The 26,876-nt window shown below is 70.6% G+C and carries 23 protein-coding genes; 10 read left to right on the top strand and 13 right to left on the bottom strand.

Annotated features, from left to right (window positions below; genetic code table 11):
- Nucleotides 1-82 precede the first annotated feature (82 nt).
- Nucleotides 83-724: a hydrogen peroxide-dependent heme synthase gene (gene hemQ / locus AB0H43_RS17970; protein ID WP_360000871.1), complete on the top strand. Its 642-nt coding sequence runs from the start codon at nt 83-85 to the stop codon at nt 722-724.
- Here hemQ and AB0H43_RS17965 read toward each other — a convergent pair.
- The 4 genes from AB0H43_RS17965 to AB0H43_RS17950 form a co-directional block, all read right to left on the bottom strand.
- On the bottom strand, nt 708-3,539 hold the full coding sequence (locus AB0H43_RS17965; protein ID WP_360000483.1) for an EAL domain-containing protein: 2,832 nt from the start codon (nt 3,537-3,539) through the stop codon (nt 708-710). The two genes, hemQ and AB0H43_RS17965, sit on opposite strands and share 17 nt — an antisense overlap.
- A gap of 63 nt (nt 3,540-3,602) precedes the next feature.
- Nucleotides 3,603-4,043 carry a GNAT family N-acetyltransferase gene (locus tag AB0H43_RS17960; protein WP_360000482.1) on the bottom strand — a complete coding sequence of 147 codons (441 nt, stop codon included), beginning with the start codon at nt 4,041-4,043 and terminating at the stop codon, nt 3,603-3,605.
- Between the two features lie 28 nt (nt 4,044-4,071).
- Entirely contained in the window at nt 4,072-4,707 is a 636-nt protein-coding gene (locus AB0H43_RS17955; protein ID WP_360000481.1) for a nucleotidyl transferase AbiEii/AbiGii toxin family protein, read from the bottom strand.
- A 193-nt stretch (nt 4,708-4,900) separates the two neighbouring features.
- On the bottom strand, nt 4,901-6,616 hold the full coding sequence (locus AB0H43_RS17950) for a VWA domain-containing protein (protein ID WP_360000480.1): 1,716 nt from the start codon (nt 6,614-6,616) through the stop codon (nt 4,901-4,903).
- A 189-nt stretch (nt 6,617-6,805) separates the two neighbouring features.
- Here AB0H43_RS17950 and AB0H43_RS17945 point away from each other — a divergent pair, with 189 nt between their 5' ends.
- The 6 genes from AB0H43_RS17945 (at nt 6,806) to AB0H43_RS17920 (ending at nt 15,151) form a co-directional block, all read left to right on the top strand.
- Nucleotides 6,806-7,558, top strand: coding sequence for an ATP-binding cassette domain-containing protein (locus tag AB0H43_RS17945; protein WP_360000479.1), 753 nt, complete (start codon nt 6,806-6,808; stop codon nt 7,556-7,558).
- Nucleotides 7,555-9,702: a YhgE/Pip domain-containing protein gene (locus AB0H43_RS17940; protein ID WP_360000478.1), complete on the top strand. Its 2,148-nt coding sequence runs from the start codon at nt 7,555-7,557 to the stop codon at nt 9,700-9,702. Before AB0H43_RS17945 ends, AB0H43_RS17940 begins: the two co-directional genes overlap by 4 nt.
- A 134-nt stretch (nt 9,703-9,836) precedes the next feature.
- A complete protein-coding gene (locus tag AB0H43_RS17935; RefSeq protein ID WP_360000477.1) occupies nt 9,837-10,454 on the top strand; it encodes a TetR/AcrR family transcriptional regulator in 618 nt (205 codons plus the stop codon).
- 83 nt (nt 10,455-10,537) lie between these two features.
- Nucleotides 10,538-10,993: an SRPBCC family protein gene (locus tag AB0H43_RS17930; protein ID WP_360000476.1), complete on the top strand. Its 456-nt coding sequence runs from the start codon at nt 10,538-10,540 to the stop codon at nt 10,991-10,993.
- Nucleotides 10,994-11,192: 199 nt separating this feature from the next.
- Nucleotides 11,193-12,647 carry a 3' terminal RNA ribose 2'-O-methyltransferase Hen1 gene (locus tag AB0H43_RS17925; protein WP_360000475.1) on the top strand — a complete coding sequence of 485 codons (1,455 nt, stop codon included), beginning with the start codon at nt 11,193-11,195 and terminating at the stop codon, nt 12,645-12,647.
- Nucleotides 12,644-15,151 carry a polynucleotide kinase-phosphatase gene (locus AB0H43_RS17920; protein WP_360000474.1) on the top strand — a complete coding sequence of 836 codons (2,508 nt, stop codon included), beginning with the start codon at nt 12,644-12,646 and terminating at the stop codon, nt 15,149-15,151. Before AB0H43_RS17925 ends, AB0H43_RS17920 begins: the two co-directional genes overlap by 4 nt.
- A gap of 95 nt (nt 15,152-15,246) precedes the next feature.
- On the opposite strand, the gene AB0H43_RS17915 is transcribed toward AB0H43_RS17920, so the two are convergent.
- Nucleotides 15,247-16,176: a zinc-binding dehydrogenase gene (locus AB0H43_RS17915; RefSeq protein WP_360000473.1), complete on the bottom strand. Its 930-nt coding sequence runs from the start codon at nt 16,174-16,176 to the stop codon at nt 15,247-15,249.
- 35 nt (nt 16,177-16,211) lie between these two features.
- A complete protein-coding gene (locus tag AB0H43_RS17910; RefSeq protein ID WP_360000472.1) occupies nt 16,212-16,547 on the bottom strand; it encodes a MerR family transcriptional regulator in 336 nt (111 codons plus the stop codon).
- Between the two features lie 158 nt (nt 16,548-16,705).
- Here AB0H43_RS17910 and AB0H43_RS17905 point away from each other — a divergent pair, with 158 nt between their 5' ends.
- Nucleotides 16,706-18,760 carry an alpha/beta hydrolase-fold protein gene (locus AB0H43_RS17905; protein ID WP_360000471.1) on the top strand — a complete coding sequence of 685 codons (2,055 nt, stop codon included), beginning with the start codon at nt 16,706-16,708 and terminating at the stop codon, nt 18,758-18,760.
- Here AB0H43_RS17905 and AB0H43_RS17900 read toward each other — a convergent pair whose 3' ends face one another.
- On the bottom strand, nt 18,761-19,222 hold the full coding sequence (locus AB0H43_RS17900; RefSeq protein WP_360000470.1) for a GNAT family N-acetyltransferase: 462 nt from the start codon (nt 19,220-19,222) through the stop codon (nt 18,761-18,763). It abuts the gene before it with no gap.
- Nucleotides 19,223-19,274: 52 nt separating this feature from the next.
- Between AB0H43_RS17900 and AB0H43_RS17895 the strand changes: the two genes are divergently transcribed.
- The gene (locus AB0H43_RS17895) at nt 19,275-19,487 is read left to right on the top strand and encodes a hypothetical protein (protein ID WP_360000469.1); all 213 of its coding nucleotides are present in this window, start codon (nt 19,275-19,277) and stop codon (nt 19,485-19,487) included.
- Nucleotides 19,488-19,602: 115 nt separating this feature from the next.
- On the opposite strand, the gene AB0H43_RS17890 is transcribed toward AB0H43_RS17895, so the two are convergent.
- Entirely contained in the window at nt 19,603-21,228 is a 1,626-nt protein-coding gene (locus AB0H43_RS17890; RefSeq protein ID WP_360000468.1) for an FAD-dependent oxidoreductase, read from the bottom strand.
- Nucleotides 21,225-22,664, bottom strand: coding sequence for an MFS transporter (locus AB0H43_RS17885; protein WP_360000467.1), 1,440 nt, complete (start codon nt 22,662-22,664; stop codon nt 21,225-21,227). Before AB0H43_RS17885 ends, AB0H43_RS17890 begins: the two co-directional genes overlap by 4 nt.
- A gap of 90 nt (nt 22,665-22,754) precedes the next feature.
- Between AB0H43_RS17885 and AB0H43_RS17880 the strand changes: the two genes are divergently transcribed.
- Nucleotides 22,755-23,213 (top strand): MarR family transcriptional regulator, encoded by a 459-nt coding sequence (locus AB0H43_RS17880; protein ID WP_360000466.1) that lies wholly within the window; start codon nt 22,755-22,757, stop codon nt 23,211-23,213.
- 40 nt (nt 23,214-23,253) lie between these two features.
- Here AB0H43_RS17880 and AB0H43_RS17875 read toward each other — a convergent pair whose 3' ends face one another.
- The 4 genes from AB0H43_RS17875 to AB0H43_RS17860 form a co-directional block, all read right to left on the bottom strand.
- Nucleotides 23,254-24,243 carry an NAD(P)-dependent alcohol dehydrogenase gene (locus tag AB0H43_RS17875; RefSeq protein WP_360000465.1) on the bottom strand — a complete coding sequence of 330 codons (990 nt, stop codon included), beginning with the start codon at nt 24,241-24,243 and terminating at the stop codon, nt 23,254-23,256.
- A gap of 86 nt (nt 24,244-24,329) precedes the next feature.
- Entirely contained in the window at nt 24,330-24,995 is a 666-nt protein-coding gene (locus tag AB0H43_RS17870) for a TetR/AcrR family transcriptional regulator (RefSeq protein WP_360000464.1), read from the bottom strand.
- A gap of 163 nt (nt 24,996-25,158) precedes the next feature.
- Nucleotides 25,159-25,587 carry an OsmC family protein gene (locus tag AB0H43_RS17865; protein WP_253756477.1) on the bottom strand — a complete coding sequence of 143 codons (429 nt, stop codon included), beginning with the start codon at nt 25,585-25,587 and terminating at the stop codon, nt 25,159-25,161.
- 45 nt (nt 25,588-25,632) lie between these two features.
- Nucleotides 25,633-26,841 (bottom strand): hypothetical protein, encoded by a 1,209-nt coding sequence (locus AB0H43_RS17860; protein WP_360000463.1) that lies wholly within the window; start codon nt 26,839-26,841, stop codon nt 25,633-25,635.
- Between the last annotated feature and the right edge of the window lie 35 nt (nt 26,842-26,876).

The raw sequence follows: 26,876 nt of genomic DNA, 5'->3' as shown, positions 1-26,876 counted from the left end.
CCAAGAGGTCGTTGTTACCGAAGAGCCGGCGCAGTCCAATGCCGCCCGTCTGCGCGAGCTGAACGCCACCATCCGTTACACGATGTGGTCGGTCTTCCGGGCCACCAGCCCGCTGCCGACCCTGCGTGACGATCTGATCTCCGAGGTCACCGGCCTGTTCGACCGGCTCGCCGAGAAGGACGTCACGATTCGGGGCACCTACGACGTCTCCGGCCTGCGGGCCGACGCGGATCTGATGATCTGGTGGCACTCGTCGTCGGCCGACGCCCTGCAGGAGGCGTACTCGCTGTTCCGCCGGACGGCGGTCGGGCGGAACCTGACCGGGGTCTGGTCCCAGGCGGCGCTGCACCGCCCGGCCGAGTTCAACCGCAGTCACGTCCCGGCCTTCCTGGCGGGCGAGGAGCCGCGGAACTACATCTGCGTCTACCCGTTCGTGCGGTCGTACGAGTGGTACCTGCTGCCGGACGAGGAACGGCGCGAGATGCTGGCCGAGCACGGCCGGATGGCGCGCGGTTACCCGGATGTGCGGGCCAACACGGTCGCCTCGTTCGCGCTGGGCGACTACGAGTGGATGCTCGCCTTCGAGGGCGACGAGCTCTACCGCATCGTCGACCTGATGCGTGACCTGCGCGCGTCGCGGGCACGGCGGCACGTCCGCGAGGAGGTCCCGTTCTACACGGGCCGGCGTCGCGAGATCGCCGACATCATCACGAACCTGCCCTGACGGCGGGCGACCGCAGCCACCGGACGACCTCCTCGGCCGGCATCGGTTCGGCGAACAGGAAGCCCTGCCCATAGGGGCAGCCGGCGTCCAGCAGGACCGCCCGCGCGTGTTCGGTCTCGACGCCTTCGGCGATCTGGTCCACCCCGATGTAGCGGAGCGTCGACGACACGCCCTCGATGAGGCGGGTGGCTCGGGGCGTCAGGTCGCTCAGCATGCTGCGGTCGATCTTCACGATGTCGACGCTGTCCTGGCGTAGGTAGCCGAGTGAGGCGTATCCGGTGCCGTAGTCGTCGATCGCGATGCGTACGCCCAGCGCGTGCAACTCGTCCAGGTAGGCCCACGGCCGCTCGTCGTCGTTCTCGATGAGGATGTTCTCGGTGACCTCGAGGACGAGCAGGCCGGGGTCGACCCGGCTGCTCTTCAGCGCCCGGCGCACGATCGTCGGAAAATCGGTCCGCCGCAGCTGACGGGCGGACACGTTGACGCTGACATAGCAGGGATCCCGGTCCGGCAGCTGGAACAGCGGCAGGTCGGCCAGCGCCCGGTCGAGGATCCACTCGCCCAGCTGACCGATGAGCCCGATGGTCTCGGCCGCCGCGACGATCTGCGGCGGCGGCATGTGGTGGCCGTCGTCCTGGAGGCGGAGCAGCGCTTCCACCCCGACGGTCTCACCCGCGGCGAGATCCACGATCGGCTGGTAGACGAGGGTCAGCTCGCCGGAGGCCATGGCGGTGCGCAACCGCCGCCCGACCTCGGCGTGGTTACGAGCCGGGATGCTCATCTCCCCGTCGTACTGACGCCAGCGGCCCTTGCCGCCCGACTTGGCAGCGTACAGCGCCATGTCGGCCTGGCGCATCAGCAGACTGTCGTCCCCGCTCTCGCCGGCGTACGCCAGCCCGACGCTCGCCCGGCACTCCAGCGCCATGTCGTCGACCTCGACCGGCTCGGCCAGCAGGTCGGACAGGCGCTGGGCGACGTCCCGGGCGACGCCGACGTCGGAGCAGTCGCCGAGCACCACACCGAACTCGTCACCCCCGATACGCGCGGCCAGGTCGGCCGGGCCGATGACGGAATCGATCCGCCGGGCGCAGGTCACGAGGAGGTAGTCGCCGACGGGGTGGCCGTACATGTCGTTGACCAGCTTGAAGTCGTCGATGTCCAGGAGAATGACGGCGGCGCCGGGCCTGCGTACCGCCTCGGCGAGGGCGTGCCGGAACAGCCGGGGATTGGCCAGTCCGGTGATCACGTCGTGGCTGGCCTGATGCGCGAGGTCGCGCCGCAGATCGCGTTCGGCGGTGACGTCGCGCAACGTGGTGACGACGCCGCACACAGTGGGATCCTCGGCGAGATCGCGCCGGTCCACCAGGACCGCCAGACTGCGGTCGGACCGGCGTACCTCGCCCTCTTCCGCCTCCACCGTGTCGGGCCAACTGCCGCCGTCGGAACGCACGACGAGATCGTCGAGGCCGCGGCCAACCACTTCGAAACCGAACAGGGCCTGGGCCGACGGAGTGGCGTACTCGATGATGCCGTCCCGGCTGATCAGCGTGACGTCGGTGCTGGTCTGCACGAGCGTGCGGAAGTATTGCTCGCGCTGCTCGGCGGCCAGCTTCTCCATGGTGCGGATGCGGCTGAACGCGGACGCGGCCTGATCCGTGAGCGCCTGAAGGGTGAGCGACAGCTCGTCCAGCCGCGCGGACGGGCCGTCGAAGACCATCAGACCCAGAGCGCAGGGCGGTTCGCCGCCCTGCAGGGTCAGCGTCACGCTGTCGGGGAACGGCGCGCCGGGCTCGCGGATCCGCGCGGTCGCGGTCGGGACCAACTGCCGGAGCGCGGCGTTCACCCCCGCCTCGATCTGCGGGCGGTCGGTGGCGAGCATCAGCGCCCGCGACGCCATCCGCAGGCTGCGCTCGCGCAGGGCCTTGTGCTGGTACGCCCGGGCGGACAGGAAGATCCGCGTGATCATGACAAGGCCGATCGCCGCGGCCGTGATCGCGATGGCGAACCCGGTCGTGACCGGGCCGGAGGTGGCCGCCACGAGCAGCATCGTCGGCGCCACGAGGAGTCCGATCGCCACCATCACCAGCCGCGCGCCGAGCTGATGACGGGCGTGCGTACGCGAGGCGACCTGGGCCATCGACGGCATCAACGCCGCCCCGCCGCTGACGGCGAAGAAGATCGGGAAGCCGAGATCGGCCAGCCCACCGGGCGTGAAGGTGCCTGAGATGATCTCAGTGCCGTAGACGTAGTCGGCGATCAGGAAGGAGATCAGCCCCACGCCGAGGACCCGGAGCGCCGGATTGGCTCGCCAGGCCACCGCCACGAGGGCGGCGCTGGCGAGGACGGCAGCATATCCAACGTTTCCGGCAATCACGATTAACTTGGCATACCCAGTCAGGTGCAGGCTCAACACGGCCGGGCGTACCAAGGTGATCCACACGACCAGCGTCGCGGCGAGCCCGACCGCGATCGTGTCGAGGATGAGCATCAGATCAGTCGAGAGCGTACGCGGACGGCCCATCAGGATCAGGCCCAGCGCGAGCGGCACATAAGCGGACACGAACAACAGCTCGGGCAGTCCAGGGAAGCTGCGCGCGGATCCCATGATGGCGTAGACCGCCTCGCCGAACGTGATCAGCAGAATGCCGGCGGCGAGCAGGACCCAGGCGAGCCAGCGATCGGTCCGATGACGGCAGACGCCGACGAAGATCGCCCCCGCGCCGCCGAGGCCGATGGCGACGAGTGCGGTGCCCCGAAACGGAGGTATGAGATAGTACGCGACGATCAGCCCGATCATCACGGTCGGATAGAGCACCTTCGTCCAGCGTTCGATCTTCAGACGCTAACCTGACGCCCGAGAGCGCGGCGGAGAATCGGTCTAACGTGCTGAGCGTCGCATCGGCGTATGCGGAATGCCGTCCTCGACGAACTCCGGGCCGGCGGCGGCGTACCCGAAGCGTTCGTAGAACCGGGTGAGGTGGGACTGCGCGTCCAAGACGCTCGGCCGGTCGCCGACGATCGCCAACGCCCGCTCCATGAGCCGCCCGCCCAAGCCGCCGCCGCGCGCCTTCGGCGACGTGACGACCCGGCCGATCCGCAGCTCGTCGCCATCATCGAGGATCCGCAGGTAGCCGAGGATCTCGCCGGCCTCGTCGGCGGCCCACACATGGACCGTCCCCGGTTCGGGATCGCGCCCGTCCACCTCGGGATAGGGACACTCCTGCTCGACCACGAAGACGTCGACCCGCAGCTTCAGCAGGCGATAGAGGGTGGCCGTATCCAGCTCGGCGAACCGGGCGGACCGGAAGATCGTCTCCACGTCGCCATGGTAATCGCGACGCCAGTCGTCAATCGCGAGGCCAGTCGGCGAAGGCTGCGCGTACGGCGAGCGGGTCGGCTCCGTAGCGACGGATCCGCTCGTCCGGACAGCAGTCGAGTTGGCGTACGCACGCCGCGTAGTCGTCGGCGGTGAGCGCCGGATCGACCGCGGTCACCAGCGCCAGCAGCTGATCTCGGTCGAACCGTCGCAGGAACGCCGCGACGTCGATGAAGTCCCGGACCTCGGCCCGGTTGACCATGGCGGCCACCTTGATGGCGGCGAGATCCTCCAACGGGGTCACCGGCCCCGCGCCCAAGTCGACCGGCGGCAACGACCGCGGCTGTACGCCCAGCGACACCGGCATGGAGGCGCCGTCGTGACCGCTGACGGTCAGCTCGATGAGGATGTCGGCCAGGTCATCGAACAGGTCGGTCTCGTCACCGACCTCCCACACGGAGAACCCGGCCTCGGCCAGCGCGTCCATCACCGCCTCGGCCGCCGGGCGCACCGACGAGTCGTCCACGGTGAACAGGTCCACGCCTTCGCTCGGCCGCTCGGTGACTCCGTACGCCAGCAGCGCCCGACCGCCGCCGAGCGCGAACCCCCAGGGTGCGGCGGTGGTGAGGGCGATCCGCTCGATCGCCGCCTGCTCGGCGGGGGTCATGCACGTCTTCCGAACACGTGTTCCATTATGTGCTCGGGCAGACGCCGCCTCAACCCCCAGCAGATCAGGGTTCTCGGTCGAATCTTGGCCCAAGATTCGACCGAGAACCCTGATCCAGCCCTAAAAGGCGGAGCGCCAGAATGCGGAGCGCCGAAAGGCGGGGCGCCGAAAGGCGGAGCGCCGAAGGGGCGGGTCAGTGGAGGCCGGCGGCTCGCAGCGAGATGGCCTGCAGGAAGATCTCGCCGATCTTCGCGGGGTCCTTGGCGGTGAACACGCCACCGCCGGTCACGTCGGTGACCTGCTTCAGCGGCGCGGCGTTCACCGACGGCCCGATGCCGATGATGATCACCTGGATGGGCCGCTTCGGGTCGGCCAGCTGCTTGAGCTTGGCCAGCAGGTCGGCGTGGGAGATGCCGTTGGCGTCGTCGTTGTCGCCGTCGGTCATCATCACGATCGAGTTCACCCGGCCGGGGTCCCAGTCGTGCTGCACCGTCTGGTACGCCGCGAGCAGGGTGTCGTAAAGGCCGGTGTCGCCGGTCTGCTTGGGCTGGATCGCCTCCAGCTTGGCCAGGAGCGACGTACGCTGCGTCGACAGCGGCCCGATCGGGATGAGCTGCCGGTAGTCCTTGGTGCCTTCCAGCTCGGTGGAGAAGGTCCAGAGCCCGACCGCCCACGAGTCGTCGAAGAGCCCGAGGCCCCGCCGGGCGGCTTCCAGGGTGACCTGTTCCCGGGTGGCGTTGCCCGCCGTCGGTACGCGCTCCAGCATCGAGCCGGAGACGTCGATGACGGCCAGCATCCGGGCCGGCAGGGTGACGGCGATCCAGGTGGACAGCGCCTTGTCGACCCCGGCCGCGACGGCGGCTCGCTGGGTCGCACTCGGCGGCGGCGTGACCTGCGGCGTCGGTGCGCCCTGCGGCAGGGTCAGCCCGGCGCTCGGCGTACCGTCCGGCAGGCGCAGCCCGGCACCGGCGAGCTTCGCCCGGAAGGTGTCCGACTGGAGGGCGTCGCGGATCTGCCCGGCGACCTGCTTGCGACCCGCGTCGGCGCCGGGCAGGACGGTGAGCGGATAGTCCAGCGCCAACGGCGCGGGGTCGAGGTAGAGCGCGGCGAGCTTCACCGGCGGCTTGGCCGCGTTGTACGCCAGCACGGCCTGCTCGGACATCGGAGCGGCGGACAGTCCGGAGGCGAGGGCGGCCGGCTCGGCCGACCGGGGGAACCGGGCGAGCACGTCCGACCGCAACGCCGACCGGCCGGCCGACAGCGCCCGGAGGGCTGCCGTCGTGGCGGTCTGCCCGCCCGCCGAGGTCGACGCCGCTTGACCGAGCGCCAGCAGACCGGACAGGGCGGCCGCGTCGCGGGCCGGTTCGGAGGTGCCGACGTGCAGCTTCGTGTCGGTCGTCATCTTCTGGAGCAGGGCCTGCCAGGTCAGCTTGGCGGTCGGCCAGCCCAGCGTCTTGGCGGTCGGCTCCGGCATGGCGATCACGACGGGGCTACGCGCGATCGACACCGTGTCGGTCGCGGCGAGCGTGGGCGACGCGTTGGAGAGCCGGGCCAGCCAGGTCGAGGAGTCCGGGATCCAGATGTCGGGCGCCTTGGCGTCGCCGTCGGGCTGCCCCACGCCGGCCAGCGTGACGTTGCGCTGGCCCGCGATGATCGCCGAGACCTCGGCCGGGTCGGTCGACGTCACCTCGGCCGACAGGCACAGGCCGCCGACCGTCTGGCGGACGATGTCGGCGATCTCCGGCGCTGCGGCGATCCGGATCGGCGTACCGGCGGGGTTGCAGTCGCTCGGGTCGTCACCGGTGAGCCGGACGGCGCCGTACGCACCGACGGCGACCACGGCGAGGACCGCCGTCACGAGGGCGACGGCGCGGACGGGGCGTCGAGGTGGACGGTGTCGGCCTGGCACCGAACCAGTGTTGATGGCGAAAAGGCCTGCTGCCATAGCCGTTCGGTCGAAAGTTACCGGTCGGAAACATCGGTCTGCGGCCATGTTTACCAGCAGCAACGGCCTGATTACCCGGTCAGGCTGGCGAATCGGGCGACCGTGCTGTAAGTTTCTGTACCGACCAGTCAGTTTAGTTTTTCTGGAGCGGCAGTGCCTTCTGCGGAGGTCCTCGACGACGCGGCGCCGAGCGATGAGGGACGCATCGACGCCGACCACGAGATGCCGCTCGGCGAGGAAGACGAGACTGAAGAGCCCGCGGTGCCCGCCCCGGTCCTGGCGGCCCGCGGGCTCGGTCATCAGACCCGTGGACTCGGTCGGCAGCAGTCCGGGCTCGGTCGCCAGACCCGTCGGGAGACTGTGTTCCAGCCGTTCGACCTGGAGGTCTTTCCGGGCGAGCTGATCGTGCTCACCGGGGCGCCCGGCAGCGGCCGGACGGCCGCCCTGCTTTCCCTGACGGGGAACTTCCGGCACAACCAGGGCGTCGTGGAGCGAGCGCAGACCGCGCTCGGTCTCGTCCGGGGCGTACACGAGCCGGAGCCGATGCTGACCGCCCGGGAACACCTCGACGAACGCCTCCGGCTGCTGCGCCCGGTCGGAATGCCGACCCGGGTCCGCCGCGAGCGGCACCGGGCCGCGCTGGCGGAGGCCGAACGTCGCCTGCCGTTCGACGCGACCGCCAAGGCCCGGGACCTGAGCCCGCTCGACCGTCACCGGCTCATGATCGAGCTGGCCCGGCTCGCCGATCCGGCCGTGCTCGCCGTCGACGACGCCGACGTCCAGCTCACCCTCGACGAACAGCGCGACCTCGCCGACGCCCTGCGGGCCACCAGGCTGGCCGCCGTCCTCACGGCGCGCGAAGCGACCGCGTACGCCCCTGATCGGATCGTGGAGATCACTCGATGAGTCCCGCTCGCTCCGAGCTGCGCCGCTTCGGCCGGCACCGGCTGACCCGCGCCGCGCTCGCGGTCCTGACCGTCGTCCCGCTGCTGTACGGCGCGCTCTACCTCGCCGCGTTCTGGGACCCCTACGGCAACCTCAAGCACATCCCGGTCGCGCTCGTCCAGGCCGACCGGCCCGCCACGACCAGCGACGGCGAGGTCGTCCACGCCGGGCGGGACCTCGCCGACGAACTGATCGACCGGCAGGTCTTCGGCTGGGTCCCGACCGGCCGGGCCGACGCCGAGCGCGGTCTGGCCAGCGGCGAGTACCACCTGATCCTGGAGATCCCGGCCGACTTCTCCCAGGAGCTCGCCGACGCGCCCGACCCGGGGCGTACCGCACGGGCGGGCCGCCTGCAGGTCACCAGTGACGACAGCACGAACTACCTTTCCGGGCTGCTGGCCCGCAGCGCGTTCAGCGAGATCCGGGCGGCCGCGGCGAGCAGCGCGGCCGCGAAGTACTTCGACCGGATGCTGCTGGGCTTCACCGACCTCAAGGCGCGGACCGCCGAGGCCGCCGACGGCGCGGCCCAGCTCGCCGACGGTGCGGACGACGCCAGCACCGGTGCCGACAAGATCGCGACCGGTGCCGGGCAGGCCGAGGACGGCGCGGGACGACTGGCCGACGGCACGGCCACCGCCGCCGCCGGGTCGGCTCAGCTGGCGTCCGGTTTGGACACTCTGGCGGCCGGCTCCGACCAGCTCGCCGACGGGACGGCGCGCGCGGCGGCGGGCGGTCGCCAGCTCGCCGCGTTCGTGGACAAGGCGGCCAACGCCGCCGAACCGGTGCTCCGCGAGCACGCCGACGACATCGCAGCCGCGGCGACGGCCATCGCGACCGGGGCCGACGTCATCGCCGATCACCTCGACGAGATACCGGCGATCGCCGACCGCGCCGTTGGGCGTACCGCCGAGGTCGAACAGAAACTCGACGCGCTGGCCGCGGCGAACCCCGAGCTGGCCGACGACGCGGCTTTCCGGGTCGCCCGCCAAGCCGCCGCCGAGGCCGCACAGACCGCCCGTGACCTGCGCGATCAGCTCGCGACCGCGGACCTCGACCAGCTCGCGGACCAGTTGCGCGCCGTCGCCACGCAGGCGCGCGCGGTGGCGCAGGCCGCGCCCACGCTCGCCGATCGCGTCGCCGCCGCCCGGACCCAGGTGGACCAGCTCGCCGCCGGCCTCACCACGCTCGCGGAGGGCGCTTCTCACCTGCAGACGGGTACGCACACCGCGGCGACCAGCGCTCACCAGTTGTCGGGCGGGCTTTACCGGCTCTCGTCGGGCGCCCGGCAACTGGACGGCGGCCTGGCCGACCTCTCGACGGGTACGCGCAGCCTGGCCACCGGGCTGGCAACGCTGGACGCGGGGGCCGGGCGACTGGCGACCGGGCTCGCCGACGGCGCGACCCGGATCCCCGGCTACGACGCCGACGACCGGGCCGCCCGAGCGGGCGTGCTCGGCGATCCGGTGGCGCTGCAGCGGGAGACCCAGCACGCGGCCGCCACCTATGGCGTCGGGTTCGCGCCGTACTTCCTGGCCCTGGCGCTGTGGGTCGGCGCGATGCTCACCTACATGCTGCTGCGGCCGGTGACCCGGCGGCACGTGGTCTCCGGCGCTCCCGCCTGGCGCGTGGCGCTGGCCGGATACGTCCCGGCGGCGATCGTCGGTACCGCCCAGGCGGTTGTGCTCTACCTGGTCCTCCGGTACGCCCTCGGCCTCGTCCCAGTCCACCCCGCCGGCACGGTGGGCCTGCTCGTCGCGACCTCGCTGACCTTCACCGCGATCCTGCAGATGCTGGGCGCGGTCCTAGGCACGCCCGGCCGTCTCGTCGCACTCGCCCTGCTCATGCTGCAACTGACCTCATCCGGCGGCACCTATCCGGTGCAGACCTCACCGGGGTTCTTCCAGGCGCTGCACCCGTGGCTGCCCATGACCTACGTCATCAGTGCGCTCCGACGGCTGACCGTCGGCGGCTCGCTCACCGCCGTCTGGGTCGCGCTTGGTGTGCTGGCCTCGTTCGGGCTGGTGTGCTTCGCGCTGACCGCGTACGCCGCCCGCCGTTCGCGCCGCCTCACCCTCAACACCCTCCACCCCGTCCTCACCCTCTAACCCCACCCCGTTGTTTCCGCGCGATCATGAACTAACGGTCGTGATCAACCGGCGTGTCGTGTCCGTAGCACCCTGATCGACTCCGTGAGCGGGTGATCAACTTCAACGGGATGCGGGCGTGTGAGACTGGGGACGTGGAACGGCGTACCCTCAGCAACTCCGTCGACGGGCGGACCCGGCGACGCGACGCGACCCGGCTGAAGATCTTCGAGGCCGCCGTCGGGCTCATCGCCGAACAAGGCTTCACGGCGACGACGGTCGACGAGATCGCCGAGCGGGCCGGGGTCGCCAAGGGCACGGTGTTCTACAACTTCACGTCGAAGACGGCGCTCTATGAGGAGCTGCTGCGGTACGGCGTAGGACTGCTCGCGGAGGAGTCGCGTACCGCGATCGAAGGGCTGCCGCCGCGCGAGGCGATCACCGCACTCATCGGCGCGCAGCTGTCCTACATCCAGCGCTATCGAGCGTTCGCGCAACTGCTGCTGGCCGAGATGTGGCGGACCAACCGCGAATGGCAGCAGACCATCCTCCTCGTACGCGAACAAGCCATCAGCGTCATCGCCGAGGTGCTCGAAGCCGGGGTGGCGTCAGGGGACTTCCCGCCCGAACTGGATCCCCGGATCTCGGCGTCCGCCCTGTTCGGGGCCGGGCTCGTCGTCGCGCTCGATTGGCTGATCTTCTCGCCGGAGCGTCCGGTCGAGGAGGTTCAGGCCGGTCTCGTCGCGGTTCTGCGCAGCCGCCCGTCCCTCTAGCCGGGCGCGCCGCACCGTTCGGCCGATCCTGGTGGTCGGGAACCCGCGCATCCTAAGGAGACCGTGACTACGGGGGAGGCTGGATGCCCGAGTTCCCCTTCGGCTCGCTCGTGCCGTTTCCGCGCGACGAGGTCTTCGAATATCTGGCCGATCCCCGGAACTGGCCGCTGTTGCAGCCGGAGATCGAGGCGGTCGACGACCTCGACGGCTGGGACAAGCCGGGTGGGCGATGCGTACTGCGGCTGCGGGGCGGCCGGACGCAGCGCCATGAGCTGCTCGACTTCGACCAGCCTCGGCTGCTGCGGGAGGTCGCCCGGTCCGACGGGCTGCCCGAGATCGAGCACGAGCGGGTCTTCGCCGACCTCGCCGACGGCACCTGGCTGCAGAACTATGCCCGGTACGATCCGCGCCCCGGGATCGCCGGATTGTTCGACCGGACGGTGCTTGCCTGGGTGCTGCGCCGGCGCTATCAGCGACTGTGGGCGGCCGCCGCGCAGCGCCTGACGGATTCGCTGGCCGCCCGCCAGCGCCGGGGATGATCGCTGCCGACCCGGATACCCGCGCTGGATCAGGGTTTCCGGTCGAATCATGACCCAAGATTCGACCGGAAACCCTGATCCAGCGCGGAGGGGCGAGCGCGGAGGGGGCGAGTGCGGAGGGGGCGAGTGCGGAGGGGCGAGCGCCCGGGGCCAGATGAAACCGCTTGAGCTCGGACGGAAATAGCCGCACCATGGCCCGGTGCTGCTGACGATCACGATGACGGGAACCCCGGCGACTCCGGGGACCGATCTCGGCTACCTCCTGGTCAAGCACCCGGATCGGGTGCATCGGTTCGATCTGCCGTGGGGCGAGGCGACGGTCTTGTTTCCGGAGGCCATGCCGCAGCGTTGCACGGCGGCCCTGCTCCTGGAGGTAGACCCGCAGGCGCTGGCGGAGACCCGGAAGGACGCGGCGGGGCAGCTCAACCGATACGTCAACGACCGGGCGTACGCGGCGTCCAGCCTGCTCGTCGCGGCGATGAATCGGGCTTTCCGGTCGGCCATGCGGGGCAGCACGAAGGACCGCCCGGAGCTGGCGGCGACCCCGGTCGACCTGGAGATCCGGGTGCCGGTGCTGCGCTGCAAGGGCGGTCCGGACGTCGCCGAGCGCCTGTTCGCGCCGCTGGGTTGGACCGTCGAAGCCACCTCCATCCCGCTGGACGAGCAGCTGCCCGAGTGGGGCGCGAGCCGCTACGCCGATCTACGCCTGACCGGCCGCGTACGCCTCGCGGACGCGCTCAACCACCTCTACGTGCTGCTGCCCGTGCTGGACGACGCCAAGCATTACTGGGTCGCGCCGGACGAGATCGAGAAGCTGTTGCGCGCCGGGGACGGTTGGCTGGCCGGGCACCCCGAACGCGGCCTGATCACTCGGCGCTACCTCGCGCACAGCCGCGCGTTGAGCGAACGCGCGCTCCATCAGCTCGCGATCGACGAACCCGATTCGGTCGAGCCGGAGAAGGCGGAGGTGGAGGAGAAGCGCAAGCCGCTCAACGCCCAGCGGCGGGCCGCGGTGCTGGCCGCGCTCGCGGAGACGGGCGCGACGAAGGTGCTCGACCTGGGCTGCGGTCCCGGCGCGCTCATCGGCGATCTGTTGCGGGACCGGCGGTACACGCAGATCGTCGGGGCCGATGTGTCTCCGGCGGTCCTCGACATCGCCGCCCGCCGCATTCGGCTCGATCGGCTGCCGGACCGGCAGAAGGCCCGGATCAAGCTGATCCAGTCGGCGCTGACCTACCGCGACGACCGGCTGCGCGGCTACGACGCGGCCGTGCTCATGGAGGTCATCGAGCACGTGGACGAGGCCCGGCTGCCCGCGCTGGAGGATGCGGTGTTCGCGCACGCCGAGCCTGGCGCGGTCGTCGTGACCACGCCCAACGTCGAGTACAACGTGCGCTACGAGTCGCTGCCCGAGGGCCGGCACCGGCACGGCGACCACCGCTTCGAGTGGACCCGAAAGCAGTTCGTGGCCTGGGCCAGTGGTGTTTCGGAGCGCCACGGCTACCGCGTGGAGTTCCGCGGCGTCGGCGACGACGACCTCGAAGTCGGCACCCCCACCCAACTCGCCCTGTTCACGAAGGAGACGACGTCGGCTAACGCTCGATCGGGCGCCAGCCCGGAGGACGAACGCTCAGCGGGAAAGGCTCAGCTGTGACTACATTGGACATTCCCGAGCTGGCGCTCGTGGTCCTGGTCGGCGTGACCGGCTCCGGCAAGTCCACCTTCGCCCGCCGTCACTTCCGGCCCACGCAGGTGCTCTCCAGTGACGCGTTCCGCGGCCTGCTCGCCGACGACGAGAACGACCAGACCGTCACCAAGGACGCCTTCGAGGCGCTGCACTACATCGCGGGCAAGCGGCTGCGCGGCGGCCGGCTGACCGTCGTCGACGCGACGAACGTGCAGAACCACGCCCGCGCCGAGCTGGTCAAGCTCGCCCGCGAGCACGACGTGCTCCCGGTCGCGATCGTCCTCGACACTCCCGAACCCACCTGCTGGGAGCGCACGCAGGACCGGCCCGACCGCACCTTCGGCCGCGAGGTGGTCCGCCGCCAGCATCGCGACCTGCGGCGCTCGCTGGGCACTCTCGGCCGGGAAGGGTTCCGCAAGATCCATGTCGTACGCCCAGAGCAGGCCGAAAGCATCGAACTGCGCTACGACAAGCTGTTCAACGATCGCCGGGAGCTGACCGGACCCTTCGACGTCATCGGCGACGTGCACGGCTGCTTCGCGGAGCTGCTGGCGTTGCTGACCGAACTGGGCTACACCGTCGAACGGGACGAGCACGGGCGGGCGGTGAACGCCGTCCACCCCGCTGGGCGTATCACCCTGTTCGTGGGCGACCTGGTGGACCGCGGCCCGGACTCGCCCGCGGTCCTGCGCCTGGTGATGGGCATGGTCGCGGCCGGGACCGCTCTGTGCGTCGCGGGCAACCACGAGGCCAAGCTGCTGAAGAAGCTGCAGGGCCGCAACGTCCAGGTACGCCACGGCCTCGCGGAGACGCTGGAGCAGCTGGAGCGGGATCCCGTCGACGGCCTGGAGCCTTTCCTGAGCGGCCTGATCAGCCACTACGTCCTCGATGAGGGGCGGCTCGTGATCGCGCACGCCGGGCTGAAGGAGGAGTACCACGGCCGGGCCTCGGGCCGGGTCCGGAGCTTCGCCATGTTCGGCGACACGACGGGCGAGACCGACGAGTACGGCCTGCCCGTGCGGTACCCCTGGGCGCAGGAGTACCGCGGCAAGGCCATGGTCGTGTATGGACACACGCCGACGGTCGAGCCGGAGTGGGTCAACAACACCATCTGCCTCGACACGGGCTGCGTGTTCGGCGGCAAGCTGACTGCGCTGCGCTACCCGGAGCGGCAACTCGTGACCGTGCCCGCGGTACGCGAGCACTACGCGCCGGCCCGGCCGCTCGCTCCGGCCGCGCCGGTCGTCAGCCGTGCCCTGGACCTGAAGTCCGTCACGGGCCGGCGCCACATCGAGACCGGGCACGGGACGGTGACCGTACGCGCGGAGCACTCGGCCGCAGCGTTGGAGGTGATGAGCCGGTTCGCCGTCGACCCGGGCTGGCTGGTGTGGCTGCCGCCGACGATGGCGCCCGCCTCGACGTCCACAATCGACGGATACCTGGAGCACCCGGCCGCCGCGCTGGCGGACTACGCCGCTGCCGGGGTGGGCCAGGTCGTGTGCGAGGAGAAGCACATGGGCTCCCGCGCGGTCGTCCTCGTGGGCAGGTCGGCCACCGCCCCGTCGCGCTTTCCCGATGACGGTGCTTCCGGCGCGATCTACACGCGTACCGGGCGGTCGTTCTTCGGCCCCGAGCTGACCGAGCGCCTGCTGGCCTCCGTACGAAGTGCGATCGAGTCGGCCGGGCTCTGGGACGAGCTGGGCACCGACTGGTTGCTGCTCGACTGCGAACTGCTGCCCTGGTCGGCCAAGGCGGACACGCTGATCCAGCAGTACGCCGCCGTCGGCGCGGCCGGTCGCGCCGTGCTGCCCGCCGCGCTGTCCGTCCTGTCGTCGGCGGCGTCCCGAGGCCTCGACGTCTTCGCACAGCAGACGCGCCTGGCAGCCGGCCTGTCTCATGTGGAGGCGTTCACCTCGGCCTACCGGGCCTACGTACGCCCGACGTCGGGCCTCGATGGAGTCACGCTGGCTCCGTTCGCGGTCCTGGGGCCGGGGTTCTACGACCGCGACCACGGCTGGCACCTGTCCATCGCCGATCGCCTCGTGGCGGCCGACCCGGTGACGTTCACCCCGACCCGCCGCATCGTCGCCGACCCGTCGTCGCCGACGGACGTGGCCGCCGTGACCGACTGGTGGCTCTCACTGACCGAATCGGGTGGCGAAGGCATGGTCGTCAAGCCGTACGCCGGTCTCACCGTTGCCGGTGAACGGGGTCTGCTGCAGCCCGGCCTCAAGTGCCGAGGCCGGGAGTACCTGCGAATCATCTACGGACCCGGATACACCGCGCCGGCGCAGCTGGACCGGCTCCGCCAGCGCGCGCTCGGCCGCAAGCGCGGCCTCGCCCTGCGCGAGCACGCCCTCGGGCTCGCCGCGCTCGCCGCCGTCGCCTCGGACGGGCCGCTGTGGCGGGTGCACGAACTCGTCTTCGCCATCCTGGCCAGCGAATCCGAACCCGTCGACCCCCGCCTCTAACCGCCCTACGGTGGGCGCTGGATCAGGGTTCTCGGTCGAATCTTGCCCCAAGATTCGACCGAGAACCCTGATCTGCTTGGGCGTCTCCGGTTTCGTCAGGGGCGGAGGGCGAGTTTGCCCACTGTGGACCTAGATGCCAGGGCGGCCAGTGCGGCCGGGCCGTCGGCTAGGGCGTACATGGTCGGGGTGCCGGGCGGGATGACACCGGCGGCGATGAGTGCGGTCAGCTCGTCGAGCAGCTCGGCGAACAGGTCGGGTGCCTCGGCCATGAGTACGCCGAGGTGCAGCCCGATGAGCTGTACCGGTCGAAAGTTCAGCGCCCGGTTGGTGACCGTGGCGTCGCCGCCCGCCACGCCGTAGACGATCACGCGACCGGTGATCGGGCGGGCGGCGGCGAGGCTGCGGGCGAAGTCCGGTCCGCCGACGGATTCGAGGATCACGTCGATTCGCCGGTCCGGTACCGTCGCGAAGACCTCGTGCGCGCCCGCTGTGCGTACCAGCTGATGTTTGGCCGGTGAGGCGGTCGCGAGCACGGTGGCGCCGAAGTGGCGGGCGAGCCGGACGGCGGCCTGGCCGACCCCGCCCGCCGCGGCCTGGACCAGAACGGTCTCGCCGGTGGCGACGCGGCCGAGCCGGAGCGCGGCGAGGGCGGTGGCCCAGTTGAGCATCAACCCGAGTGACTGCTCTCCGGACCAGCCGCGGGGGAGCGGCATGGCCGCCGCCGCGGGGAGGACGAGGTACTCCGCGAACGCGCCGGGACCGAGGCCGAGGACCTGCTCGCCGACGGCGAAGGCGGTCACGCCGGGGCCGAGCGCGACGACCTCACCGGCGGCCTCGAAACCCGCGACGTAAGGCGCCGTCGGACCGTCCACATAGGTGCCGTAGGTCTGCATGACGTCGGCGAAGTTGATCCCGGCGGCGGAGACCCGGACGAGGATCTCGCCCGGGCCGGGAGTCGGCCGCGCGATGTCGACGAGACGCAGGTCGGCCGGGCCGTGCAGGGAGGTCTGCTGAAGTGCTCGCATGCCCCGACGGTAAAACCCTGACACTTACCGCAAGGTCAAGCGACCGTGGCCAAGTACGCCGCCAGCGCGTCCCGATTGCGGGACAACACATCGATGCGGTGGTCGAGCTGGGCCTTCTGCCGGGCGAGCCGATCGAGCACCTGCGCCGGGAGAGCGGAGGCGCCGAGATGGGGCAGGACGTCGCGGATGATGCGCGTCGGCAGGCCCGCCTCGATCAGCCCATGGACCTGGCGTACGCGGTCGACCGTGGGCGTGCAGTAGTCGCGATAGCCGTTCCCGCAGCGGCCGGGTTCGATCAGGCCCTCGGCCTCGTAGTGCCGCAGGGAACGAACGCTGACTCCGGTCTGCCGGGCCACCTCGCCGATCTTCACCGGCCCACGGTAGCTCGCTGCGGCTCACCGACCCTTGGGCCGGTGGGCGGAAGCGGGCGACCTTGACAGCGATGATCACGAGGACGACACTCCCCGGAAACGATTACGCACCCCATCTCCCTGCGTTGTAAACGTTTCCGAACCCCTGAGGAGCCAGAGTGAAGCGTTTCCTCATCCCCGTCCTGTCCGTCCTCGTGCTGCTGATCGGGGGCGTGGGCACCGCCGAGGCGGGGCGTACGCGTCCCGGCACGCTCGTGACCGGCAGCGCCCCGAGCGCAGCGTTGGGCGAGGACATCCACTACACGGCCTATCTCCCGGACGGGTACGCGTCCGGGACGGACCGTTATCCGGTGCTCTACCTGCTGCACGGCCGGGGCGACACGATGGCGGCGTGGACCACCGTCAAGTCCACGTTGGACGACCTGATCCAGGCCGAGAAGATCCCGCCGCTGATCGCGATCCTGCCCGACGCGCCGTGGAGTGACCGGGGCAGCTGGTACGTCGATTCCCAGTACCAGAGCGGCAAGGCCGTCGAGACCGCCCTGACCGACGATCTCGTGCAGAACGTCGACGCGACCTACCGGACCGCCCCGATCAGGCAGGCGAGACTGGTCGGGGGGTACTCGATGGGCGGTGCGGGTGCGCTGCGCATCGCGCTCGCGCACCCCGACCTGTTCAGCGCCGCGATCGTGCTGAGCCCGGCGGTCTACACCCCGTTGCCGCCCGCCGACTCGTCGGCTCGCGACTATGGGGCGTACGGGGTCGGGGATCAGCTCTTCGACGACCAGCGCTACCAGGAGTTGAACTACCCGGCGCTGCTCGCCCGGACCAGCCCCGATCTGCCCGTACAGCTGTTCATCGCGGTCGGCGACGACGAGTGGGCCAACCCGGACCCGGCCGACGCGCGGCACGACCTCGACTTCGAGTCCGAGGCGCTCTACAACGCCGCCCGGCGCGCGCCCGGCGTCAGCGCGCAGATGCGCATTCTCGACGGCGGTCACGACTGGAGCGTGTGGGCGCCCGCGTTCGCCCAGGCCATCCAGTACCTCGGCCCCACGCTGAGCACCGTCCCGCCGCAGCCGCTGCCCACGCCGCTGCTGGGCACGGCCGGCACCGACTGGGCGGGCGGCATCGCGAGCGCCGGTGGTGACGCGTACACGGTCGGCTTCGCGGCGAGCGCCAGTGTGGACGGTCAGGCGTACCACGGGAAGCTCGACGCGGTCGTGACCCGGCCGGGAACCTGGACCACCGAGTTCGGCACCGCGGCGGACGAGCGGCTCTACGGCGTGGTGGCGCAGCCGGACGGCGGCGTGCTGGTTGCCGGGTACACCAAGGGCGATCTGGACGGACAGCACGCCGGGAACGCTGCCGACGACGCGTTCGTGGCCAGTCTCGACGCTTCGGGAACGGTCCGCTGGATCACCCAATTCGGGGCCGCGGGGGTCGCCGACCGCGCTTACGGCCTGGCCGCGAGCCCAGACGGTGGCGCGTACGTCACGGGTTACACCAAGGGCGCGCTCGACGGCGCCAACGCGGGCGACAAGGACACGTTCCTGGCCGGCGTGAGTCCCTCTGGTCAGCTTCAATGGGTACGCCAACTGGGCGGGACCGCTGAGGACAAGGCGTTCGCAGTGACCGCTGGTACCTCAGACGTCTACGTCACGGGAACCGCCGGTTCGCCGCTCCCCGGCGCCACCGGGCTGGGCGGCTACGACGGCTTCGTCGCGCGGTACACCGACTCGGGCACGCTGAGCTGGGTGAAGGCGGTCGGCGGCAGCGGCGACGACCGGCTCGACGGCGTCACGGTCAGCGGCGGGTACGCCGTCGCGACCGGAACGGCGAACGGCGACCTGATCGCAGTGTCGTTCAGCAGCAACGGTTCCGAACGTTGGACGACCACTGTAGACAGCGGAGCCGCCGACGGTGGCGTGGCCGTCGTCGCGCGCTCGGACGGCGGCGTGGACCTCGTCGGATACACCCGGGGCCGGGTGACCGTCGCGGCGGGCGGCGCCGACGTGCTGCGCGTACGCCTCTCGGCGAAGGGGGCGGTGCTGGCCAAGAGCCAGTTCGGCTCGCCTCGGGACGAGGTCGTCGACGCCTTCGCGGAGCCCAACCTCTTCGCGGCGGCAGCGCCGGACGGTCGCGTCCTGGTCGCCGGACTCACGTTCGCCTCGTCCAGCTCCGGCGACGTCTTCGCCACCTTCGCCCCATGATCAACGCTGGGGGAGGGCGAGCTTGTAGCCGACGTGGCTCTGCGTGAACCCGAGCTGGTCGTAGAAGCGGTGCGCGTCGGTCCGCGACTTGTCGCTGGTCAACTGCACCATCGCGCAGTTCTCCGTTCGGGCGGTCTCGATCGCCCAGCGGATGAGCTGCTTGCCGAGCCCGCCGCCGCGCCGGTCGGAGCGGACGCGTACCGCTTCGATCAGCGCGCGGCGGGCTCCCTTGCGCCCGATGCCGGGGATGATCGTGAGCTGCATCGTCGCGATCACCTCACCGTCCAGTTCCCCGACGACGAGCCGCTGATGGGGATCGGCGTCGATCTCGGCGAAGGCGGTGGCGTACGCCGGGTCGTCGGGCGCGCCCTCCCGGGTCGCTCCCAAGTGGTCGTCGGCCAGCATGGCCACGATGGCGGGCAGGTCGGCGAGGGTGGCACGGCGTACCGCAAGATCAGTCACAGGTTGGACGATATCGGTACGCCATCTTGATCGTGTTTTCTACGCTGGCGTCATGAACCGCATCACCCGCCTGTGGGCCGCGCTGGTCGCCGGCCTGTTCACCGTGCTGGCCCTGCCCGGGGTCGCCTTCGCCGCCGAGGACGAGTACCTGCGTCGCCGTCCGGGTGGCTTCGGCTTCTGGGGCTGCAGCGCCGTCTGCTGCATCGTCGTGGTCGGCGGCATCGTCGCCGCGATCTACCTGATCACCCGCAACCGTCGTAAGTAGCGCACGGCGAAGAAGGTGGCGCGGCGGCAGGCGGGCCGACGCGCCACCGCGTTTGCCGAGTCACTTGCCGTCGCCGTCGCGGGGCGGCCGGCGTGCGTCGGCATTCGCGCTCGGCTCAGTGGGCCGCCGCGTGCTGGGCCGCCCGGTAACCGAACACCATGGCGGGCGCGATGGTGGACCCCGGTCCCGGGTAGGTGCGCCCCATGACGGACGCGGTGGTGTTGCCGGCGGCGTACAAGCCGGAGATGACCGAGCCGTCCGCGCGCAGCACCCGGGCGTCGGCGTCGGTGAGCAGACCGCCCTTGGTCCCGAGATCGCCGGGGTAGATGCGGACCGCGCGGAAGGGGCCCTTCTCCAGCGGGCCGAGGTTCGGATTGGGCTTGACCCGGGGGTCGCCGTAGTAGTTGTCGTAGGCCGTCCGCCCGCGACCGAAGTCCCCGTCCACCCCGGTACGCGCGAACCCGTTGAACCGGGCGATCGCCTGGGCCAGCCGCGTCGGGTCCATGCCGAGCCGGACGGCCAGCTCGGCCGGGGTGTCCGCCTCGAAGAGGAGACCGGCCGCCTGCCACTCCTTCTTCTTGCCCAGGTACGCCGAGTTCAGGTATCGCCGGGCGTGCCGCGCGTCGCTGATCATCCACATCGGGCCGGCGACCGGATGGGCCAGCATGTCGTGACCGAAGTCGATGTAGGAGGCGGACTCGTTCGTGAAGCGCTCGCCGTTGGCGTCGACCACGATGCTGAACGGCAGTGACCGCTCCGCGACGAGGAAGGCGGCCTTGCCGTCCGGGCCGACGAAGGAGCCGCCCCACCAGGCGTCGTCCATCAGCTCCAGTACGCCACCGGCGCGAGCACCGATCTCGATCGCCGTGCCCTGGTCGCCTTCGGGAGCCGAGGAGTGTCCCTCGACCCGGTGATACTTCCGCCGCCACTCCTGATTGTTCGCGAACCCGCCCGCGGCCAGCACGACGCCCTTCTGCGCCCGGATGCGTACTCGCTCGCCGTCTTTCTCGACGATCGCGCCCGTGACGGCGCCGTCCTCGACGACGAGGTCCACCAGCGGCGTCGACGTCCAGACCTGCGTTCCCTGCGTACGCACGATGTGCATGAGGGAGCCCGCGAGGGCGCCGCCGATGCCCACCGGGCGCTTGCCCGTGGCGTACTGGCCGAGAGTGCGGAACACGAACCGGGCGCCCCGGACGAATCCGCTGACCGTCGACCACGCCCGAGACAGCAGCCACACGTCGTCGGTCGCGAGCGGGGCGGGCACCCCGTCCTTGACCCGGGAATCCGCGTACGCCGCCCCGAGCAGCTTGGAGTTGAACGCCTTGACCTCGATCGACCGGCCGATCTTGCCGCCGGGCCGGTCGGGGTAGTAGTCCGGGTAGTCCTTGGCCCGCTTCCACCGCACGCCCAGCCGGGCGAGGAAGGCCACCATCTCCGGTCCGGTCTCGACGAACGCGCGACGGCGTTCGGGCGACGATGCCGGCCCGGCGTACTCGATGACGTCGGTGAGATAGGTGAGCGCCTCCGTGGGCGAGTCGCGGACCCCGGCCCGGAGCATGAGCGGGTTGGCCGGCACCCAGAGCCCACCTCCGGAGACGGCGGTCGTGCCGCCCCACTTGGCGGTGCTCTCCACGATCAGCACGTCGAGCCCTCGGTTGGCAGCGGCGATCGCGGCGGTCATCCCGGCCGCGCCCGACCCGGCGACCAGCAGGTCCACGGTGTCGTCCCAAGTGGTCATCTCAGGCCTCCGGCCGGCTCCAACGCGAGCTCGCTCTCGTCCGGCTCGACGATCAGGCTCTTCGACCGGGTGGGGATGACGGCGGCGACAGCGGCGGCCGCCAGCGCGACACCCGCGCCGATCAGCAGGCCGGTCCGGAAGCCGGATTCGGACGGCAGCACGTAGGGGCCGAACGCCGTCGTCATGTGGGCCAGCACGACCCCGGTGACCGCGGCGGAGACCGACGAGCCGATCGAGCGCATCAGCGTGTTGAAGCTCGTCGCCGCGGCGGTCTCGGTGTGCGGGACGGCACCCATGATCAGCGCCGGCATCGCCCCGTACGCCAGCCCGACTCCGGTGCTGCAGACGATCGTCACGACGAGCAGGCCCCAGGTCGAGCCGAGCAGGATCATCGAGGAGGCGTACCCGATCGCGATGATCAGACTGCCCACGGAGAGGGTGACCTTCGGACCGCGCGCGGCGGTCAACTTGGCGCCCAAGGGGGACAGCGCCATCATCATCAACCCGGCCGGAGCGGTCCACAGACCCATCGCCAGCATCGACTGGCCGAGGCCGTATCCAGTCTCGGACGGCAACTGGAGCAGCTGCGGGATGATCAGCGACTGCGCGTACATGGCGAAGCCGACCAGGATCGACGCGGCGTTGGTGACGAGGACCTGCGGACGGGCGGTGACCCGGAGGTCGACCAGCGGCTCGCGCGTCCGCAGCTCCCACCAGCCCCAGGCGAGCAGGACGACGACCGCGGCGGCGAACAGGCCGAGGGTGGTGGCGCTGGTCCAGCCCCAGTCGGAGCCCTTGGAGACCGCGAGCAACAGGCTGATCAGCCCGACGCCCAGACCGATCGCGCCCGGCAGGTCGAACGGCGCGGGGTCCCGCTCGCGGGCGCCGGCCGGCACGAACAACGCGATGAGTACGCCGACGAGCAGGCTCAGCCCGGCGGCGGTCCAGAAGAGTACGCGCCAGGTGCTGTTCTCCGCGATCGCCGCAGACAGGGGCAACCCGAGGGCGCCGCCGACGCCCATCGAGGCGCTCATCAACGCGATCGAGCCGCCGAGCTTCTCGGGGGCGACGACGTCCCGCAGCAGGCTGATGCCGAGCGGCACGATCCCCATGCCGAGTCCCTGCAGGCCACGGCCGACGATCATCGGGGCCACCGAGGAGGACAGGGCGGCGACGACCGATCCGAGGACCAGGGGAAGCGCCGAGATGAGCAGCATGCGTCGCTTGCCGTACATGTCGCCGAGCTTGCCGGCGACCGGCGTGGCGACCGCGGCCGAGAGCAGGGTGGCGGTGATGACCCACGACGCGTTGGACGAGGAGGTGTGCAGCAGCGTCGGCAGCTCGCCGATCAGTGGCACCACCAGCGTCTGCATCAGGGCGGCGACGATGCCGGCCACCGCGAGGACGGCGACCACAGGTCCGGAACGGGATTTCATTGTGTGTACGCTACACACGATGTGTACTATGCATAAGGAGTGTATGAGGCACATCACTTAAGCTGGTGCGGGCCAAAGGAGTGGGGGCGTATGCGCAAGCCGACAGACCTCGTCGAGATGGAGACCATGCTGCTGGCCCGGCACGTCCACCTACGCCGCCGCAGCAGCGGAACCCAGCTGGACCGGAGCGCGTACGTCCTGCTCAGCCGCCTCCATATCGAGGGGCCGATGTCGATCGGTCAGCTGAGCGAGGCGTTCAGCCTCGACGCCTCCACCCTCAATCGGCAGACCGCGGCGATGATGCGCGAAGGACTGATCGAACGCATCCCCGACCCGGACGGCGGCATCGCCCGGAAATTCCAGATCACGCCGGAGGGCGTACGCAAGATGCAGGCCGACCGCGCGTTCGGCGTGGCCGGCCTGGATCGGGTGCTGGAGGACTGGACGGCGGAGGAGGTCGCCGACTTCGTCGCGATGCTCAAGCGGTTCAACACCGACATCGAGCGGCTCGACGGCCGGCCGTGGCCGCGTCCGGCCACGGAAGCCTGACGGCTCACGGGATGCTGACTGCTCACGGAAGCCTGACGGCTCACGGGATGGTGACGACGACCTTGCCCGAGGCATGCCCGGCTTCGACGTAGCGCATCGCGGTGGGTAGCTCGGCGAAGTCGTACTGCCGGTCGATCACCGGCTTGAGATCGCCGTCGTCGGCAAGACGGCCCAGATTCGCCAGGTTTTGCGCGCTTGCCGCGCCGATCGTCGTGTCGGTGCCCACGATGCGCTGCGAACCGAACCGGCCGACCAGCTCGCCGGCGATCCGGTGGTCCATTGGCCGGAACCAGCGACCGGCCTTCCCGCCGATGATCACATAGGACCCCTGCGGCTGGAGGATGCGCTTCGCCGCGCCGATGCGGGGGCTGCCCGCGATGTCGATGAGTACGTCGAAGTCCCTCGCCACCTTGGTGAAGTCCTCGGCCGTGTAGTCGATGACGGCCTCCGCGCCGAGGCCCTTGACCAGGTCGGCGTTGCGGCTACCGCACACGCCGGTCACCTCCGCGCCCAGCGTCCGGGCCAGTTGCACGGCGAACGTGCCCACGCCGCTGGAGGCTCCGTTCACCAGCACCCGCTGGCCGCTGCTCACCTTCGCGTCGTCGCGTACGGCTTGGAGGGCGGTCGCGCCGGCCATCGGGACCGCGGCGGCCTCCTCGAAGGACAGACTGCTCGGCTTCAGCGCCAGCAACTCCTCCGGTACGCACGCGTACTCCGCGTACGCCCCGTGCTTGACCAGTGCGTACACCTCGTCGCCGGGGTGGAACGCGGTGACGCCGGAGCCGACGCCCTCGACGACGCCGGCCAGGTCGCAGCCGAGGATCGAGTGGTTCGGGCGGCGCTTGCCGAACCCGCCGGGGACGAAGCGGGCCGCGATCGGCTCGCCCCGCATGTGGTGCCAGTCGTAGGGGTTGATGGATGTCGCGCGGACGCGGACGAGAACCTCGCCGGGACCCGGTTCAGCCTTGAGAACCTCGCTGAGCAGCAGATTCTCCGGCGGTCCGTACGCGTGAAGCAGGTACGCCTTCATCGAGAACTCCTGACCTTACGTTGTAAGTCTTACGTTGTAAGGTAGCCTTACGCCGTAAGGGCGGTCAAGGGGTCAGGAAGCGAAAATCAGCGAAGCCGGTCGAGACCGTCGAGGACGATGTCGAGCCCGAACTCGAATTCCGCCTGGTCGTCGCACCAGCCGAGGGTGGAGTCGGGGTCGTCGTGTGCGATCTCGGACAGCATGCCCACCAGATTGGGCAGTCGGGCCGCCATGGCGGCCATGATCGGATCGGGCTCGCCCGTCGCCGGCCCGTTCCCGGGCGTGAACAACTCCTGGGTGAACCCCACCGCCCGGCTGCCGAGGGCGTGCAGCGCGTGATGCGTCTGGTCGTTGGTGAACCCGCCGTCGCGCATGATCCCGACGAGCGCATCCATGTGCAGCAGGATCTCCGGGCTGGCGTTCGTCCGGGACTCGATCACCGCCGGCGCCCACGGGTGGCGCAACAACACCTCACGTGCGGCGAGAATGCGTACGCGGGCCGCCTTCTTCCAGTCGTCGCCCTGACTCGGCAGCTTGACGCGGGCGGCGGCCTCGTTGATCTCCGCCCCGATCACGTCGACGATCCCGTCGAGGACCTGCTCCTTGTTGGCGACGTGGTGGTAGAGCGACATCGCCTCGGCGCCCAGCTCCTCGGCCAGGCGGCGCATCGTCACGGCGGAGATTCCGCCGGAGTCGGCGAGGTCGACCGCGGCTCGCAGGACCCGGTCCCGGCTCAGGGCAGGTCTCGACACGCGGCCATCTTACAAGGTAAGGCGGATCGATCATGCTCTTAGGGAGGTGATCAGGGAGCTACGGACGCGACACGCCGGTCGATCACGACCGCGAGTTCATGATCGCGCGGAAAGGCAGGGGCGAGGGGACGGCCGGGAAGGGCCGCCCCCGAGCGAGAAGGAGCTAGCTGAGCTTGGCGTTCAGGGAGATCGCCGCGCCCGGCGACAGCAGCCGCGAGATCGGGCAGTTCTCCTTGGCACCGATGGCCAGCGACTGGAACTGAGCATCGTCGATGCCGGGGACGACACCGACCGTGTCGAGGTCGATCCGGGTCACGGTCATCCCCGCGTCGGTCTTGTCGAGGTGCACGTTGGCCGTGGTCTCGACCGAGCTGGGCGGGAAGCCCGCGTCCGACAGCGCCTTGCTGAACGCCATCGAGAAGCAGCCGGCGTGCGCGGCGGCGATGAGTTCTTCGGGGTTGGTCCCCTCGCCCTCCTCGAAGCGCGACTTGAACGAGTAGTTCCCCTCGAAGCCGCCCTTGCCGGTGCGGATCGTGCCGGAACCTTCGGTGAGCGTGCCCTGCCAGCGGGCCGATGATGAGCGGATAGGCATAGTGACGACCCTACTGCGGGACGCTGGAGAACAATGCGGTAACCGTCACGCCACACGGACCAGCCCGGTGACACCGGCGAGTGCGGCGTCGCCCGATGTCGTTCCGCGCCAGGTCACACCGCCTTCGCGGGCGGCGTACACCCGCTGGAGGTCGCGTGAGACGGCGAGGCCCCGCACTGGTGCCGTCGCCCAGTGCTCGATCGCCTTTCCCGCAAGGTCGAGCACCTGAACTCCGTGGTCACCGCCCAGATACAGGTGTTCGTCCGAGGCGGCGGCATACGCCGGTCCGGTGTCGGAGCCGACCTTGACGACGTTGAGCACTTTCAGAGTTTCGGTGGAGATCCGGGCGAGGGCACCGGCCGCGAGGTCCACGACGAACAGCAGCGAACCGTCGGCGCTCAACGCGATCGAATAGGCGCCGCTCGGCGAGTGCCCGAACGGATCGGGCAGGTCGACGCAGTAGGCCCAGTTCTGTTCGGTCTCGAGGGTGTGGACGAACGCGTGCACGTTGCCGGGCCGCCCCGACACCAGGTCCCGGGTGTGCTGATGCCCCGGTTGGTGGGTGTAGAGGGTGTAGAGGACCCGTCCGGTCGGCGACGCGACGGCGGTTCGTCCTTCGCCGCGCATCTCCTCTTCGGCGCCCGCCGGGACCGGCACCTTGTCGCGCGTCCACAACCGTTCGAGGCTCTGCGTGCCCAGGTCGAGGCGGCGTACTCGGTAGTGGTCCGGCGCGGTGGCGGGCAGCCACTCCAGGACGAACAGGCCCAGCCGGTCGGCGGTGAACGCGTCCGGCTCGATCACGCCCGGCACGGTGATCTCGTGGAGGATCCGCTTCGAGTCCGCGATCACGATCGTGGTCTTCTCGCGCGCCTGCGGCCGCAGCGGGTCGGCCTCGGGCGCGGCCAACGCGACCATCGACCCGTCCGCGTGCACCACTCGTGGCGTCCAGCGGCCGTCCACCGGATAACCGCCGAGGCGCGTACCGGCCAAGGTGGTCGTGAAGTCCAGCTGCGTCGTCTTGTCCGCCGCGGTGGCCAGGCACAGCGTCGAACCGGTCGCCGACAGGGCGCCGGCCCGGCCCGGGGTCAGGCCGCCGTCGCGGGCCACGGCCAGGCCGTCGCGAGTCCTCACGACAAGCACATCTGGTACGCGTACCGCAGCCGGACTTGCTTCGTCGGTCGCTTCGCAGGCAGCCGTCGCGGCAGCGGCCGCCGCCGCCCCCGCGAGCATGAGCAGATTCCGTCGTGTCGTCATGTCCTGCCGACACCGGTGGAACCATCCGGGTTCCC

Origin of the sequence: Hamadaea sp. NPDC050747 (genome assembly GCF_040654195.1) — a bacterium.
Lineage (GTDB): Bacteria > Actinomycetota > Actinomycetes > Mycobacteriales > Micromonosporaceae > Hamadaea.
The sequence above is the reverse complement of the archived record's forward strand: the minus strand, read 5'-3'. Positions and strand labels throughout refer to the sequence as shown.

Excerpts from the sequence above, each read along its gene's own strand:
- AB0H43_RS17930 (WP_360000476.1), top strand. The coding sequence starts at position 10,538 with ATGCCCGAGTTCCCCTTCGGCTCGCTCGTGCCGTTTCCGCGCGACGAG.
- AB0H43_RS17895 (WP_360000469.1), top strand. The coding sequence starts at position 19,275 with ATGAACCGCATCACCCGCCTGTGGGCCGCGCTGGTCGCCGGCCTGTTC.
- AB0H43_RS17955 (WP_360000481.1), bottom strand. The coding sequence starts at position 4,707 with ATGACCCCCGCCGAGCAGGCGGCGATCGAGCGGATCGCCCTCACCACC.
- AB0H43_RS17890 (WP_360000468.1), bottom strand. The coding sequence starts at position 21,228 with ATGACCACTTGGGACGACACCGTGGACCTGCTGGTCGCCGGGTCGGGC.
- hemQ (WP_360000871.1), top strand. The coding sequence starts at position 83 with ATGTGGTCGGTCTTCCGGGCCACCAGCCCGCTGCCGACCCTGCGTGAC.
- AB0H43_RS17875 (WP_360000465.1), bottom strand. The coding sequence starts at position 24,243 with ATGAAGGCGTACCTGCTTCACGCGTACGGACCGCCGGAGAATCTGCTG.
- AB0H43_RS17860 (WP_360000463.1), bottom strand. The coding sequence starts at position 26,841 with ATGACGACACGACGGAATCTGCTCATGCTCGCGGGGGCGGCGGCGGCC.
- AB0H43_RS17915 (WP_360000473.1), bottom strand. The coding sequence starts at position 16,176 with ATGCGAGCACTTCAGCAGACCTCCCTGCACGGCCCGGCCGACCTGCGT.
- AB0H43_RS17880 (WP_360000466.1), top strand. The coding sequence starts at position 22,755 with ATGCGCAAGCCGACAGACCTCGTCGAGATGGAGACCATGCTGCTGGCC.
- AB0H43_RS17865 (WP_253756477.1), bottom strand. The coding sequence starts at position 25,587 with ATGCCTATCCGCTCATCATCGGCCCGCTGGCAGGGCACGCTCACCGAA.
- AB0H43_RS17940 (WP_360000478.1), top strand. The coding sequence starts at position 7,555 with ATGAGTCCCGCTCGCTCCGAGCTGCGCCGCTTCGGCCGGCACCGGCTG.
- AB0H43_RS17885 (WP_360000467.1), bottom strand. The coding sequence starts at position 22,664 with ATGAAATCCCGTTCCGGACCTGTGGTCGCCGTCCTCGCGGTGGCCGGC.